Raw genomic sequence first — 15839 nt, 5'->3', positions numbered from 1 at the left:
GTTTTCAGCAGGCCGCCAGCGGGTGACCAGCCCGTGCAGCGTAGGGACGTTTTGATTTCTGCCTTTGTGAGCCTGCCATGCCCTTTGTGTCCCAATATGGTTTTTTGCCCCTGAGTGCCGCGCCCGGAAAACAGGCCCTGTACAGTCCGGCACAGTGCGCCAGCATGGATGCAGCCGCTCCGGCTTTCGGGGTATCCATCGAGCAATTGATGCAGGCCGCTGCCAGTGCGGTGGCGCGTACCGTGCAGCGCCATTGGCCGCAAGGAGCGGTGCTGTTCTTGTGCGGGCCGGGTAATAACGGCGGGGATGCCTTGGTGGCGGCGCAAATTCTGCGCGAGCAGGGGCGGGTGGTTTCCGTGTTCAGTCTGGTGGACCCGTCTGTACGGCAGGGTACGGCCGCCTGGGCGCAAACGCAATGGCAGGGTCGCTGGGAAAGTCAGTGCCCGGACTTTCGACGCTTTTCGGTGGTGGTGGATGGTTTGCTGGGAGCAGGCCTGGATCGTGATGTAGAGGGCGAGACAGCCGCCTTGATTCAGGCTTTGGCGGCTTCCAAGGTTCCTGTATGTGCCATTGACGTGCCATCGGGCCTGGATGGGGCCAGCGGGCAGGTGCGCGGTGTGGTCGCCCCTGCCACGGTGACAGTCAGTTTTGTGCGCTACAAGCCGGGCCATGTGCTGTATCCGGGCCGTGCCTTGTGCGGCAAGCTGGAGCTGGCCGAAATCGGCATGCCAGCGCCGGCCTTGCAAGAGGCCAATACCTGGTTGAATGAACCTGCCTTGTGGCATGCTCATCTGCCGCAGTTGGGTGCCCAGAGCCATAAATACACGCGTGGGCATGCTTTGGTGGTTGGCGGCGAACGGATGACCGGAGCCAGCCGTCTGGCGGCTCGTGCAGCACAGCGCGCTGGAGCCGGACTGGTCAGCATGGCTGTGCCACCCTCGGTCTGGTCGGTGTACGCCGGGGCACTGGACAGCATCATGGTGGCCCCCTTGGATAACACTCTGACCACGGACGAGCGCATTCGCGCCTGGCTGGTGGGGCCGGGTGCGGGACTGGGCGAGGAAACCCGTCGCCTGACTTTGGCTTTGCTGGCAACGGGGCGACCTTGTGTTCTGGATGCGGATGCCATCAGCAGCTTTGCAGCACAGCCCCAGGAGTTATGGGATGCCTTGCATGAGCAGTGCGTATTGACTCCTCACGCGGGCGAGTTTGCCCGCGTTTTTGAGGAAGCGCCTGATCGTCTGGAAGCGGCACGACTGGCTGCTACCCAATGTGGTGCCGTGCTGGTGTTGAAGGGAGCAGATACTGTTATTGCCGCGCCCGATGGGCGGGCCTTGATCAATGCCTGCGCACCGCCGTGGTTGGCCACCGGGGGCAGCGGGGATGTATTGGCGGGTCTGGTCTGTGGCTTGTTGACCCAAGGCATGCCTGCTTTTGAAGCGGCGGGGGCGGCTGTCTGGCTGCATTCACAGGCCGCCCTGGAGTTTGGTCCCGGACTGATTCCGGAGGATTTGATAGAGGTGCTGCCCCGTGTTTGGCAGCGCCTTCTGTCCAGAGCCTGAGACTTACTTGCGTGGGGCGCGCTGGTAGGCCAATGCCACAATCCCGCTCAGCACCACCGCGCCACCCAGCAATTGGGTGGAGTTCAAGGTCTGCTTCAGAATCAGCCAGCCCAGAATCAGCGAGGCCACCGGCTCCATATTCATGAAGGGCGCATTGCGTGTCATGTCCAGGCGGGGAGCCAGCACAAACAGGGTCACAAAGCCCGTGGTGTACAGCACACAGACCAGCGACAGGGCAATCCAGCCTACAGCGTCGTGGGGCAGCGAAGAGCCACCGGGCAGCAGTCCCAGAGGGCTAAGTGCAATCAGGCAGACCAAAGTTTGGCTGATGGTACAGAAACTGCGTACCAGGCCGGGCAAGGGCGCCAGTTTATTTTCTGTAATCCACAGGCCAATCGCAAAGGTCAGGGCGGTCAGCAGGCTGCACACCACGCCCAGGACCCACTGCCCATCCAGCGTTGCGCCCTTGATCAGACTGGGAGCGTCCAGCGCCAACAAGAGGCCGATCAGAATTGCCACCATGATGATGGAGGTTTTGCGCGTGGGTTTGTGCCCGCCCAGTATCCAGGTCAGTAGCGCCAGCAGAATCGGGTACATATTGGCCACCAGCAAGGCCAAGGCGACGGGGATACGGGCAATGGAGGAATAAATCAGCATGCACTGCATGGTGATCAGCCCGCCCAGCATCAGTTGCCAGCCCAGATACTGACGGGGCACATACAGGGCTTGCTTGCGCCAGATCAGCAGCATGCTCAAGGCCAGGGTGGCCGCGGCCGAGCGAAAAATAACCGAGATGATTAGCCCGGTGCCATGGTCCAGCGCCACTTTGGCCGCGATATGGTTGGCGGCGAAGGAGCTGCCCAGCATTAACAGCAACATAATGGCAAGGTGACGGGGCAGTAAGGCAGGGGATGTTGCGGGGGGCATGCTACTTTTATTTCAAGTTTAAAGAATGGGCGGATGCTTTATTGTTGTCCGCCCTGTCACTTGCTGCAAGTATTGATTGCGAAACATGCCCAGGCCTGGTCCCGAGGGCGGTGCTACTATGTTGAGCGATGTCCATGTCCACAGAGATGCCTTCATGAAAATCGACCCCGCTAAAAAGCCGACGATTCCTCGTTCTACGGGACAAGCGCCGTCCTTTTTCTGGCGCAGCTTGATGGCGGGTGGGGCCTTGCTGGCTGGCCTGACAGGCTGTGCCCTGCCTTCGCTGGAAGGACGTAGCCAAAGTGAGGCTTTGCCGCTGGATCAGGCTAAGGAAACCATGATTGGCCAGGCAGTGGCTCCCATGGCACAGGAGCATCCCGGTCTGACAGGCATTTATCCCTTGTTCGATCCGCACGATGCCTATGCTGCCCGTGCCTTGTTGGCCTTTGCCGCTCAAAAAACGCTGGACGTGCAGTATTACATCTGGCGGGGCGACACCACCGGCACCTTGATGCTGGGCACCTTATTGCAGGCTGCCGAGCGTGGCGTGCGTGTGCGCTTGTTGATTGATGACAACGGCATCACCGGGCTGGATGATATCTTGGCCGCTTTGGACGCTCACCCCAATGTCGAGGTACGGCTGTTCAACCCCTTTGTGCTGCGCTGGCCCAAACCTCTGGGTTTTCTGACGGACTTTTCCCGTCTGAACCGGCGCATGCACAACAAGTCTTTTACCGTGGATAACCAGGTCACCATTATTGGTGGGCGCAATGTGGGCGATGAGTACTTCGGTGCGACTCAGGACGTCTTGTTTGCGGATCTGGATGTGATGGCGATTGGCGCGGTGGTGCAGGACGTCTCCAAGGATTTTGACCGTTACTGGGCCAGTCAATCGGCCTATCCGGTGGACAGCCTGATCAAAACGGGTGGTTCGGAAGCTCTGATGAAGTTTCAGGCCAAGTTGCAGGAAGCCGAAGCGCAACCACGCGCCAAGGATTACCAGCAGGTGCTGCGTGAGTCGGACCTGGTCAGCCATTTGGTGCGTGGTGAGCTGGATTTCCAGTGGGCGCGGACCACCATGATCAGTGATGATCCGGCCAAGGCCTTGGGCCCGGTCAACCCGGAGCAATTGATGGTCTGGCAAATGGACCATGTGCTGGGCAAGCCCACCAGCCAGGTGGACCTGGTGTCCTCGTACTTTGTGCCTACCGCTGCAGGTGTACGGGCCTTTGAGGACATGATGAAGCGGCCTGGCATGAAGGTCCGTATCCTGACCAATTCCCTGGCTGCAACGGACGTGACGGCCGTACATGCAGGCTATGCGAAACGACGTAAAGCCTTGTTGGAAGCCGGGGTGCAGTTACTGGAGCTGCGGCCCACCATGGACAAGCCTACGCGTCACGGCTCCGGGCCTTTTGGTAGCTCGGGTTCGGCCCTGCATGCCAAGACCTTTGCGGTAGACGGCAAGCGCCTGTTTGTGGGCTCTTTTAATTTCGATCCGCGTTCGGTCAATTTGAATACGGAGCTGGGCTTTATTATCGAGAGCCCCGAAATGGCGCAAGCCCTGTCCAAGAGTTTTGAGGACGTCCTGCCTTACCGCAGCTATCGTGTAGAACTGGATGAAAAGGGTGATCTGGTGTGGATTCAGTTGAACGAAGACGGCACCCAGCGCTTTTTCACCTCCGAGCCGAATGCCAGTATCTGGCGTCGAGCCGGGGTAGGCGTCTTGTCTATCCTGCCGATCGAGTGGCTGCTTTAAGCCGATTCAATTATCGGTAGCGGATCTGAAATGCCCCCAAGGAGTCAGCTTGATCCTTGGGGGCATTTTCTTGTCGTTACTGGTTTTATTGACTAGACCTTGAGCTTTTGCACGGCCTGTCGGCGTGTCTGAATCCAGTCTGCGTAGCGATGCAAGCCATGTTTTTCCATGTGTTGCTCGGCCAGATTCCACTCCTGCAAGGCTTGCGCGTTCTCGCCCAGCGCCATCCAGGCGTCTCCGCGCACACAGTGCAGCTCGGTGCCCAGACTATTGGTGTCATAACGCAGACCTTGAGCGGCAGCCTTGTCCAGCCAGGGCATGGCTTCATTGCTGCGACCCAGACGTATCATGGCGCGAGCAATGCGGCTCATCAGGCCATCGGTGCTGATGGGTAGACCGTACTGTGCGATCTGTACGCAATCGAGCAGGGACTGCAGGCTGGTTTCTCGGCCTTGCAACATCACTTGGCAATAGTGCAGGTAAGAGCGACTAAGTGCAGACCAGGGCTCGGGGTTATGCGATTTTTGCAGCTCTTGCAAGGACAGCTCGGCCACTTGCTGACAGTCTTCCAGCTGTTCCATCAGGTAGTAGGCCTGCATGACGAACAAGTGCGTAATGGCGCGCAGTGAAAAAGCGGTATCCACACGCAAGGATTGCAAGGCCAGATGGACATGCTGCTGAGCGGCATCCATATTGCCTTTCAAGGCCAGGGCGACGCTCAGGGTTCCAAAGGTAATGGACTGAGGAAAGTGCTCGGCAATGGCCTGACGACCGTTCTGCTCCTTCAGGTCATCAAAGACGGCCAGGCTCAGGTTCAGCGTCTGGATGGCATTGGTGACATTCCCTTTCCACAGCTCGTGCTGGCCAATGGCGTACAAGGCCCAGCTGCGGTTCTGATCGTGGCTGGTTTCATTGGCCAGAGCCAGTAACTGGCGCGCTTTTTGCAGGGCTTGCTCGAAATTGCCCTGGGCTTGAAAGGCTGTCCAGGCTGTCCACAAGCTGATCATGACCTGATCCGAGTCATGCTCGTCATGCAGCTCATGGCCCAGCTCGTAGGCCATGGCTGTAGAGGCGGAGGCGGGGCCGTACAACGAGGACTCAATCGCGCCTTGCAACATGCGACATTCAAATTGCAGGGTTTGGCGAACCTGCAAATCTTCAATCAATTCGCTGCGGTTCAAGGAGCGCTGCAGGTATTGGCTGGCCTGGCGCAGGTCGTCCTGTGCCAGCGCTTCGCGGGCCGCACGCTGCCACCAGAAGGCGGCTTCCGGACTTTCCGCTTCGCACAGATGCAGGGCAATGTACTCGGGCGCGTGACGGCGGCGTATGCCGTGCTGGGCGATGGCGTAGTGGGCCTGACGCAGTTCTTCCTGCATCGCTACACGTTCCAGCGCTTGGGAGACCAGCGGCAGACAGGAGACATGCTTGTCATGCACATCGATCAGATCCAGCGTTGCCAGCGTGTCCAGTCCACTGCTCAAGGCGGTGTTTTCCAGGCGCAGCATCAGAGCCAGCTCGTCGATGGAAATAGGCTGTGCCTGCAAGGCGATGCTGGTCAGGATGTGGCGTGTTGCGGGCAGGAGGCTGTGGTACTGGGTGCAGACCAGGTCAGTCAGGCACAAGGCATCGCTGCATTCACTATTGAGCTCATGGCAGCGCAGCAGCTCGTTGGCATGGCCCGGATTGCCTGCGCTTAAGCGGACCAGGCGGCTGCGTTTATCGCGCGCCAGCCTTTGCCCCCGTTGGCCGCTTAACAGGCTGTTGATGCTGGAGCGATCCAGTGTACGCAGGCTCAGGTGCTCGGCACGTTCCAGTCCATGACCGGGTTTGCGGCTGGTCGTCAGCAGCAAGGTGGGGTGACGCGGTGCCGTGTGCGCCAGCAAGCGGATCAGGCGCTGGGTAGGCGGGTCGGCCCATTGCACGTTTTCAATTATCAGCAAGCGACGGCGTGGCGAATTGCCTGGGCCGCTGAGCAAATTGAACAATAAATCCATATGAGCCGTGGAAGGCTCGTTCAGGTCTTGCTCGTCCGGGCCGCTATTTAGCCATTGATGCAGGGACTGGGCCTGTTTGGGGCTGATTTCCAGTGCCTCTTGCAAGGTTTGCACGGAGAAGGGATCGCGCTGCTTGCCGTTTTGCGCGGTGAGGTAATCGGCAATCTGCTCGTGCAGCCAGAGGCGAATCGGATGCCAGGCCACACGACGCTTGTCTTCACGACAATTGAGCACAATGCAGTGGTGGGCGGTTTTCTGCACATAGTCCGCCAGAGACTGCACCAGCAGACTCTTGCCGATATGAGCCCGACCGTGAATGGCAATGTGATGCAAGGCACGGTTGGGACCGATATGCGACCAGGCTTGCACCAGATGGTCGAACTCTTGCGAGCGGCCATAGACGCGGCTGGTTAAACGCGTAGGGTCTGCGTCGGAAGGGCTCAGATTAAGCCATAGCGCTTCGCTCTGGCGGCCCAGCGGGCCTTGCACATCCTTGGTGTCCAGACGCAGAGCGGCCTGCACGCTGATACGTGGTGTGCCGGGGCTGGCTTCCCAGCTCAAGGGCAGCACCACTTGTGCCAATTGGCCCCAGGGATCGGGGTAAGCGCTTTGATCGTCCATGGCCAGATCGGCGTGGAGGGCGATGCTCAGCTTGACGTTTTCATCCATGCGCAAGGTTGCCGCAACCCGTGCCAATGCGGCTGCTTGCGCAACGGGCGACTCCAGCAACTCGGGATAGCCAAAGTAGGCAATCAACTGATTGGGACCGGCCTCACAGGGCCAGCCGCCATGCTGTTCAATCAAGATTTGCAAGGTCTGGCGACATTGTTCCAGCAGATGGCCGCCGCGCTCACGAGCATGCCGGTGACCGGGCTCAAAGCGCAGGCAAAAGCCGACCGCGGCCAAGGGGCGCAGGCGCAGGGAGACCATCGTGGGTAAGGATTTGGCAGGGCTGATCGAGCGTGCCGGCAAATCCACCAGACTGCGTGTCTGGGCACTGGGTTCGCAACCCAGGCGGTCGGCCAGCAAGACCGAGCACTGCTCGTAGGCGTGCAGGGCAGCTTCATGCTGGCCTTCCTGTTTCAGCAGCCGAATCAGCTCTTGATGCAGTTTTTCTTCTTCTGGCCAGATCAGGAGCCAGCGTTTAAGGTAACTGATTGCTTGCGGCGTAGGCAGCGTGCTCAGGCCAGACTGTATGTAACGGTCACGGCATTGCGACAGAGTTTGACGAATGTTTTGCTGTGTATCCTGCAACCAGTCCTGTAACTGCTCGCCATGGTGCAGTTTTACCTGCCCTAGCAAGGGGCCTTGATACAGGTTCAGGCGCTCCAGATCGTTAAGCGATGGCTGACTGGGGTGTTGCAACAGGCTGAGCACATCCACCTGGGTGTGGCTGGGGTCCAGGGCCAGGGTGTCATTGGTAATGTGCAGGGCCTGATCACACCCCTCAAAGGCGCGGCGCAAGGCGTGCAGCGCGTGGCGTAAACGAGCGCGGCCCACACTGATGGGGTCTTCATGCCAGATCGTTTCAGCCAGACGGCTGCGACTAATCGGCTTGCCCTGGGCCAAGGCCAACATGGACAATAAAATACGCGCTTTATCGTAGTTAATGATTTGTGCGCGGCATTGTCCTTTCACCAGCAGTCGGTAGGTACCGAGCAGGTAAATTTGGGCCAAGTGCGAGGCGGAGGAAGGCAAAACATCCATGGGCTCGGGCTCGTATCAAGAGTTAAGCAATGATTGGGATAATGTATCCGATCCGTTTAATTTTCGTTTACCAACTTTTGCAAAAATAAACGCTTTGCTTGTTCAAGATTAAACCTTTTTGGGATAACTCCGGCTTAACTCATCGCAGGCTATGATGTGGACTTGTCACTTTCCTGTGCTTGCTTGCCTCTTGGTATGGTCGATCCCACACGTTCATCGCTGCGCAAACAGTCCAAATTACCTCTGTCGCTCAAGGTGAAATATACCTTGCGAGCGCGCCTGGAGCGTGGCGAATGGCCGGTAGGCACGCGTATTCCCACGCTGGAAGAGTTGATGCAGGAATATGGCGTCTCGCGCGCTACCGTGCGGGCGGCGCTGGATGAGCTGGAACACGAAGGCCTGATCGAGCGCACACGCGGCAAGGGCACATTTGTGATTGGCGACGTCGCGCAAGACCATTGGCTGATGTTGCCCACCAATTGGGATGCCTTGATTGAACATCTGACGCGTCTGGATTCGGTCATGGTGGAGCTGGGCAATGGTCTGGGAGCCTTGCCCATTGAAATTACCGGGCAGTCCTTGCCCGATGAGTATTGGTGGACCAGCCGTGTGAATTACGCTGATGGCGTGGCTTACAGCCTGAATACGGTCTACGTGTTGAATACTCTGGCCCAGACCTTGCAACCGGAATTAAGTCAGGAACCAGTGCTGCTGGTGCTAAATCGTCTGGCTCGCGAGCAGATTCATACTATTCGTCAGACACTGACCGTACGGGTTGCCGATGCGGATTTAGCACGCCATTTGAATATGGACATAGGCATGCCTGTGGTGCGGGTAATTCGCCTGATTGTGAACCGTGCAAATCAACTGGTTTATGCGGCACAGGTCTTTTATCCCGCTAAATATCTCAGCATTCAGACCGAGCTGACACCTGGCCTTTAAGACTGCCATCCCAGGCGCGCTGCGCCTTTACGACACTCCTAGGTAAAAACACCAAGTTATGCCGCTGGATAGCGAGGTGTACACTTTTTCCATAAAGTCCTAAAAATAGAACTTTATAACTTTATAGGGAAGGCACTGTTCTGGTGCTGGATGTTTTTATTGTTTGGAGGAGTTTTACGTGAAGATAACCATGCTTGGCACCGGCGCTGCGTTGCCAGATCCCGATCGTGCTCAGTCGTCCATTTTGGTGACGCTGGAGAATGGCAAGAATTATCTGTTTGATTGCGGCGAAGGGTCCGCGCGTCAGATGGTGAAGGCCAATATCAATCCAGCCGATGTGCCTTGGGTGTTTTTAAGCCATCTGCACTATGACCACGTTTGCGGTCTGCCTTTTTTTGTACTGTCCAGCTGGGTTTTTAACCGTGAAGGCAAGCTGAAGGTTTTTGGCCCCAAAGGCACGCAGGATTTTGTGGATCATTCCTTCGAGAATGGCGCGTTCCGGGTGGATATTCAGGCTCGTGCGGCTTATCCGGCTCGTCAGAAAAATATTGAAGCGGTGCGCCCCGAGGTCTTCGAGGTGGAGCCAGGTCTGATGTACGAGGACGAGGACGTCAAAATCTACATTGATGTGGTGGACCACATTCCTAGCGAAATTACGGACTGCTTTGGTATTCGTATGGAGGCTGAAGGCAAGGTTGTGGCGTTCAGTGGCGACACGGCTCCGTGTGAGTCCATGATTCGCCTGGCGCAGGATGCGGATCTGCTGATACATGAGTGCACTTTTCCGGAGTCTTTCCTGAAGCATCGCGCGCAGTCAGGGGTAGGCACGTTTGCCCATACCAGTCCTTTGCAGTTGGGCGAGATCGCTCGTAAAGCCAATGTGAAGAGTTTAGTGGCCACGCATTTTGGACATTACGACTCCACCAGTCCGGTGATTAAACGTGCGGCGGGCAATCATTTGCCGGTTGATTTGATGGGGCCGGAGCGTCTGGATGAAGTGGCTCGGGATATTCGCAAAAGCTACAAAGGCGATTTGCGCTTGGCAACGGATTTGATGCGCATAGACCTGTAAAAGGCGCGCGGGGGAGACAAGATGCAAGCAATTAAAAAGACGGTGGTGGGTTTGGTGGCTGCGCTTGGTCTGGCTGCGGCAGGTCCGGTCTGGGCGGATTATCCCGATCACCCTGTGCGAGTGGTGATTCCTTACCCTCCGGGAGCGGCGGGTGACATTATTTTCCGTATCTTGCAGCCCGAACTGTCGAAGGAGCTGGGGCAGACGGTAATTACGGATTACAAGACCGGCGCGGGCGGCAATATTGGCACGCAGATGGTGGCGCGCTCCAAGCCGGACGGCTACACCTTGCTGTTTTCAGCCACCAATAATTTTGTGATCAATCAGTTCTTGTACAAGAACATGGGTTATGACCCGTTCAAGGATTTGTATGTGATCAACAAGGTGGCGGATGCGGCGGCTTTTGTTTATGTGAATGGAGATTTGCCGGTCAAGAATATGGCTGAATTCCGGGATTATGTTCAGCAGCGCAAAGGGCAGGTGAATTACGGGACGCCAGGAGCAGGCACAACGCCGGAGCTGTCGGCCTGGAAGCTGTCCGAGGCTCTGGAGGGCGACATGCTGGGTATTCATTACCGAGGCTCGGCGCCGGGGATTCAGGCTTTGTTGAGCAATGAAGTGCAGATGTTTGTCAGCAGCTATGGTTTGGGGGCGGCTTTTTTGCCTGAAGGTCGTTTGAAGGCCTTGGCAGTGGCCTTGCCAGAGCGCTTCCCGGCTTTGCCTGATGTCCCCACGATGGAGGAGCTGGGCTACAAGGACGTGGTGATCAGCAACTGGTGGGCGTTGGCTGTTCCTGCCGGGACGGAGACGGAGATCGTGAGCAGGATTGAAGGGGCTTTGGAGAAGGTTCTGGCTGATCCGGCTATTCGCAGCAAGCTGCTGGATCAAGGGTATTTGCTGTCCAAGGTTTCTGCTGAGGAGTTTCGGAAGGGACTGCCTGCAGAGGCGGATTATTGGCACGATATCGTGACTAAGGCTGGGATTAGTTTGGATTGATATGTCGCTTGAGTACAGGGTTGGCTTGATTGGGACTGGGTGTTTTGTCGAGCCTTGTATGCGAGGGCTTGTTTGAAGTGGGAGGGCGCTGGTTTTGACAGGAGGAGGCTTTCTTCTGGACGTGCTGTTTGGGCTTTGTGTGAGGGTGGCGGGTAGTTTTCTTGTGGGGCCCGGGTACGGCTTGTCTTGGCGGGTCTCTTGCCCACGCTGCGCGTGGGTTCCCTTGTCAGAGTGCTGGGGCGGGCGGGTCGTGAACTCGGAGCGCGGTTTGTCCCCCGGACAAACCGCAAGCGTGCTCCTCAAACAGCACGACCCTTGCATCCCGCCCCAGCACTCTGCCTGCGGCAAGAGCCCTGACTCGCCCGCCAAGCCGTACCCGGGCCCCACAAGAAAACAAGCAACATCGTGTACATAGCCCAAACAGCACTGGAGAGTAGAAATGGTTTGGACTTGTTGAACGGTGGTTTCGTTTTTCTTGGGACGCTTCAGACAGGTTTTGAGCTTGGTTTGAGTACGTGGGTCATAGGCGAGGTGACTGGAGTTGAGGAAAAAAGGGGGGGGGATTAAGTAGCTTTTTTACGATGCTGGAGGAGGCTTTAAGGTTTTGGGGCGCTACTCTTTTGGCTTTGGCTTTGGCTTTGGCTTTGGCTTTGGCTTTGGCTTTGGTTGTTGTTGTTGTTGTTGTTGTTGTTGTTGTTGTTGTTGTTGTTGTTGTTGTTGTTGTTGTTGTTGTTGTTGTTGGCCACTTCTGGCGCCATAGCTTTCACACCTTAAACAGGGCGTAAAAGTAGCAAACCTCATATCGCATTGAGCCATTCAGTTGGACTCTTGAAAAGAAGGGAACAGAGTAATGTGAGTTTGCCGGTTGGTGCAGGTGTAGTGGTGTTCGGGCGATTCAGAGTACTTGCCGCGGTCAGTTTGGGAATTCGGGATGCAAGCCCTGTGCTGTTTGAGCGGGGCGTTTGTACTTGGTCCGGGGGACCAAGTACCCCGCGAGTTCACAGGGCGCCCGGATTCCCAAACTGACAAGGGCACCGGTGCGTAGCACCGGCAAGTGCTCAGCCCGAACACCACTACACCTGCACTAACCGGCTCCCTGCTCCTGCTCCCTTCTTTGTACGAGCAGCCTTCTCACCAACCGTTGAGTCCTTACCCCAAAGCAACTCACGAAGAAAGCCTGCTCTCAGTAATCCCCTCGAACCTATACAGCCTCAAAAAAAACAGCCCCTGAAACCAGGGGCTGTAATTCCAACAATTACTGATCAGAACGAATATTGTTATCCCGCACAATCTGCTCCCAGCGAGCGTTACGCTGCTGCACCCATTGGGCTGGAGAAACCTTGGACGAGTCGTAGGCCTGAATATCCAGCATCCGCAAAGTCTCGGCGGTGGACGGACGTTTCACGATATCGCTGAGCAAGTCGTTCCATGCCTTGATCTTCTCTGGAGGCGAACCCTTGGTGGTGAAAACCAGATACGAGAAGCTCTCGTTAAAGTTTTCCAATCCAGGCAGCTTTGCTTCGGCCAAAGTAGGAACCTCAGGCAGTAAAGGATTGCGCTTGCCGCCAGAAGTCGCCAAGGGAGTCAGCAAACCTTCCTTGATCGGACCCAAGACACCGGCAATCGTCAAAAAGCCGCTGTCCAGACGCTCGCCATACATATCATTGACCACAGCGCTATTGCTGCGATACGGAATGTGATCCAGCTTGATACCGCTATCTTGCGTCAAGGCCGACATCATCAAATGCCCAGGCGAACCCATACCGGCCGAGCCGTAATTCATGGGCTTGGCGCGGGCGCGCTCCAGAAACTCGGCAGGTGTTGTGATGCCGGTCTTGCTGGGAACCACCAGAACCTGGTCAAAAGTACCCAGTAAAGACACCAGATCCAGGGACTCCCCGATCTTGAACTTGCTGTTGACGTAAATATGCGGGTTGGCTGTGGCAACCGTATCCAGTGTCAGCAGCAAGGTATTGCCATCTGGCTTGGCCCGGCCCACTGCCTCTGCAGCAATCGTACCGGCTGCACCCGCCCGGTTCTCCACCACAATCGTTTGGCCCGTGGTTTCAGTGGCTTCGCGGGCCAACATGCGACCCAGGACATCTAGCGGGCCTCCTGCCACGGAACTGACCACAATGGTGGCCACCTCGGCACTCTGGACTGGCGTAGCCAAAGGTAAGATCAGCGCACAAATGCTTACTTTGCGCAGCAAGGAAAGGGTGGGCATAGATGTCTCCAGATAGGGGTAATTAACAGTGTTCAGCTCACGCTATCGCCAAAGGCAAGGGACTGGTTTCGCTGTGAGCCATCATGGTATCGATCAATTGACACAAAAGCGTTGTTTTTAACGCTTGCGCGTCAGGTTCATTCCACAAATTATGTTGTTCCAGCGGATCGGCTTGCAGATCGTACAGCTCGCCAATTTGACCGCCTTCATACAGGCTCAGACGGTGCTGCTGCGTGACCAGCGAACGCAGCTTGGTGCGAATGGGCGTATTGAACAGCTTGCGCTGGTTTTCTTCTTCGATCAGTACGCCTTTGCGCCATTCCACAGGCTCCTTGTGCATCACTTTCAGCAAGGAGCGACCCTGGATGCCGTTGTAGGGCAGCTGGCCGGCACGTTCCAGCACCGTAGGCGCGACGTCAATGGTAGAGCAGACCGCCTCACTTGTGCCTTGAGTTTTCGCATCCTTGGGGTCAAACCAGATAAAGGGGCTGCGAATAATGCTTTGATAATGCACAGGGCCCTTCAGCATCAATTGATGGTCGCCCATGAAGTCGCCATGATCACTCATGAAAATGACGATGGTGTTTTCCGCCTGACCAGTGCGCTCCAGATGGTCCAGAATGCGCCCGATCTCGGCATCAATATGCGTGATGGAACCGTAGTTCAGCGCAATCGCCTCGCGGGCCTCGCGCTCGGAACAGGCAAACAGCGTAGGAGTGTGCTTGATGGCTTTGCCTTCATCGCGCAGCTGATGCAGCAATTGCAGATGGGCAGGCAGGGGATGCGGACCCAGGTGGAAGGAGTCGGGCAGGCTGACCTCTTCAGGCTTGTACATATCCCAGTACTGACCGTGCGGAGTGAAGGGATGATGCGGGTCCGGGAAGGAGCACTGAATAAAGAAGGGCTGTTGTTCCTGGGCATATTTGTCCAGCACAGCGCGGGTCCGTTCACCAATCCAGGCCGTGGTGCTGTACTCTTCTGGCACACGGGTACGCCAGGCCTGGCCAATGCGGCTTAACTCGTAGTCCGGAGTCGGTATGGCGTTTTCAGGGCCGGACAGGGCGGCGATTTCAGGATGTTCATCCTGCAGCCAGCGGCCATAGTCGCCCCAGACCTGATCGCCGTGATCAATGGCCAGGTCCACGTGCTCGTAGCCGTAAAAAGGTAGCTGAACACCGTGATCGGCGCGATCGCGCCACCATTGGCCACATTCCTGGCCGTAATCGTTGGTAGGCAGAGGAGGGCGAGCTTCTCCCTTGGTTGGAGGATCATCCGGCCGTGGGTAGAGCGGGGGCGTATCCGTTATATTTTGCAGGTGCGCCTTGCCGACCAAGGCTGTGCTCCAGCCTGCCTGGCGCAGTACATCGACAAAGGTGCTGGAATCCAGTGGCAGGGGCACACCATTGTGACGGGCGCCGTGCACCGAGGGCATGCGACCTGTCATCAGGGACGCACGGTTGGGCATACAGATTGGGGTGGCGACGTAAAATCGGTCAGCACTCCAACCGCGAGCGGCTAACGCATCCAGATTGGGCGTTTTAACTTCTTTATTGCCGTAACAAGCCAAATGGTCTGCGCGGAGTTGATCCGCAATGATCAATAAAAAATTGGGTACTGACTGAGACATGAAGTGCCTATTTTGTAGCTTTGGGTATCCCCATTATGGAAGCGGTAGCCATAATGTTAAATTGAATAACTTGCAGGTATATATACCTCTTTCATATAGGTAAGTCATGAGCTGGAGTGAACGCATTCGCTTGAAGCATCTGCAGGTTTTAATTCGTTTGTGCGAAGAAAAAAGCATGAGCGATGTGGCCCGGCAGTCCAATATGACTCAGCCTGCCTTGTCAAAATGGCTCAAGGATTTTGAAGACAATATAGGCATGCCCTTGTTCGAGCGTCATGCTCGCGGCATTGAGCCTTTGCCAGCCGCCCTGGCGCTGGTTTCCCAGGCCCAGGGGGTGTTGAATCGCCTTGACCGCATGAATGCAACTCTGGAGCAATACAGGCAGGGTTTTCGCCAGCAATTTACTTTGGGTATTTCGCCTATGGTGGCTGCGGTTTATTTGCCGCAGTTGCTGGTGTATTTGCACGAGCGCGATCCACAATGCCATATCCGTATTCAGGAAGGCACGCTGGATATTTTGAGCCGTAATCTGGAACAGGGCGAACTGGATCTGGTCATTGGCCGTGTAGATGAAGCAGGCCGTAACCCGGCGATGGCGTATTTGCCTTTGGGTATGGTGCCTTTGGGGGTAGCGGCTTGCCGCAAGCATCCTTTGGCACAACAAGATGAAGTGACCTGGGAGCAGACGTTGGAGTATCCCTGGATATTGCCACCACGAAACAGCCCGATGCGGCGCAGTTTTGAACTGGGCCTGGATGCCAAGGGCTTGCCGTATCCCACCTGCGCCATTGAGTCCGCCTACGCACACACCAATGCCCGTGTGGCAGTCAATAGCGACTTTTTAGTGCCCATGACACGCAGCATGGTGCCGGTCTACCCGGAGCTGTGTATCTTGAACCTGGACTGGAGCGACCCGCGCTTGCATGGTCAGTTGGGTCTGTTGTGGCGCCCGCAGGATTCGGGCGAACCGATGTTGGAAGAGGTAATTAGCTGGATGAGTAAGCAACCTCAAGTGGTGTGATTGTA

The 15839-nt window shown here is 56.7% G+C and carries 11 protein-coding genes; 7 read left to right on the top strand and 4 right to left on the bottom strand.

Going from position 1 to position 15839, the window contains the following annotated elements:
• The first annotated feature begins 77 nt into the window (after positions 1–77).
• A complete protein-coding gene (locus N879_RS07645) occupies positions 78–1562 on the top strand; it encodes a bifunctional ADP-dependent NAD(P)H-hydrate dehydratase/NAD(P)H-hydrate epimerase (RefSeq protein WP_009464026.1) in 1485 nt (494 codons plus the stop codon).
• A gap of 3 nt (positions 1563–1565) precedes the next feature.
• On the opposite strand, the gene N879_RS07640 is transcribed toward N879_RS07645, so the two are convergent.
• A complete protein-coding gene (locus N879_RS07640; RefSeq protein ID WP_022983297.1) occupies positions 1566–2489 on the bottom strand; it encodes an EamA family transporter in 924 nt (307 codons plus the stop codon).
• 154 nt (positions 2490–2643) lie between these two features.
• Between N879_RS07640 and N879_RS07635 the strand changes: the two genes are divergently transcribed.
• Entirely contained in the window at positions 2644–4248 is a 1605-nt protein-coding gene (locus N879_RS07635; protein WP_009464024.1) for a phospholipase D family protein, read from the top strand.
• Between the two features lie 92 nt (positions 4249–4340).
• Here the strand turns inward: N879_RS07635 and N879_RS07630 are convergent, their stop codons facing one another.
• Complete coding sequence (locus N879_RS07630; protein ID WP_022983296.1) at positions 4341–7949, bottom strand: BTAD domain-containing putative transcriptional regulator; 3609 nt, start codon at positions 7947–7949, stop codon at positions 4341–4343.
• Positions 7950–8144: 195 nt separating this feature from the next.
• On the opposite strand from N879_RS07630, the gene N879_RS07625 reads away from it, so the two are divergent.
• The 4 genes from N879_RS07625 to N879_RS20645 all read left to right on the top strand — a co-directional run bounded on the left by N879_RS07625 (position 8145) and on the right by N879_RS20645 (position 11744).
• Positions 8145–8891, top strand: coding sequence for a GntR family transcriptional regulator (locus tag N879_RS07625; RefSeq protein WP_009464020.1), 747 nt, complete (start codon positions 8145–8147; stop codon positions 8889–8891).
• 178 nt (positions 8892–9069) lie between these two features.
• Positions 9070–9963, top strand: coding sequence for an MBL fold metallo-hydrolase (locus tag N879_RS07620; RefSeq protein WP_039942783.1), 894 nt, complete (start codon positions 9070–9072; stop codon positions 9961–9963).
• A gap of 21 nt (positions 9964–9984) precedes the next feature.
• Entirely contained in the window at positions 9985–10959 is a 975-nt protein-coding gene (locus tag N879_RS07615) for a Bug family tripartite tricarboxylate transporter substrate binding protein (protein ID WP_009464016.1), read from the top strand.
• 581 nt (positions 10960–11540) lie between these two features.
• Positions 11541–11744 carry a hypothetical protein gene (locus N879_RS20645; protein WP_200914594.1) on the top strand — a complete coding sequence of 68 codons (204 nt, stop codon included), beginning with the start codon at positions 11541–11543 and terminating at the stop codon, positions 11742–11744.
• Between the two features lie 470 nt (positions 11745–12214).
• Here the strand turns inward: N879_RS20645 and N879_RS07610 are convergent, their stop codons facing one another.
• A complete protein-coding gene (locus N879_RS07610) occupies positions 12215–13186 on the bottom strand; it encodes a Bug family tripartite tricarboxylate transporter substrate binding protein (RefSeq protein ID WP_009464013.1) in 972 nt (323 codons plus the stop codon).
• A 37-nt stretch (positions 13187–13223) separates the two neighbouring features.
• Complete coding sequence (locus N879_RS07605) at positions 13224–14813, bottom strand: sulfatase family protein (protein ID WP_031232491.1); 1590 nt, start codon at positions 14811–14813, stop codon at positions 13224–13226.
• Positions 14814–14919: 106 nt separating this feature from the next.
• Here N879_RS07605 and N879_RS07600 point away from each other — a divergent pair, with 106 nt between their 5' ends.
• A complete protein-coding gene (locus tag N879_RS07600; protein ID WP_009464011.1) occupies positions 14920–15834 on the top strand; it encodes a LysR family transcriptional regulator in 915 nt (304 codons plus the stop codon).
• Positions 15835–15839: the final 5 nt, after the last annotated feature.

This window comes from Alcaligenes sp. EGD-AK7 (assembly GCF_000465875.3).
Taxonomy (GTDB): domain Bacteria; phylum Pseudomonadota; class Gammaproteobacteria; order Burkholderiales; family Burkholderiaceae_B; genus Alcaligenes; species Alcaligenes phenolicus.
This window is presented reverse-complemented; position numbering and strand designations above follow the sequence as displayed.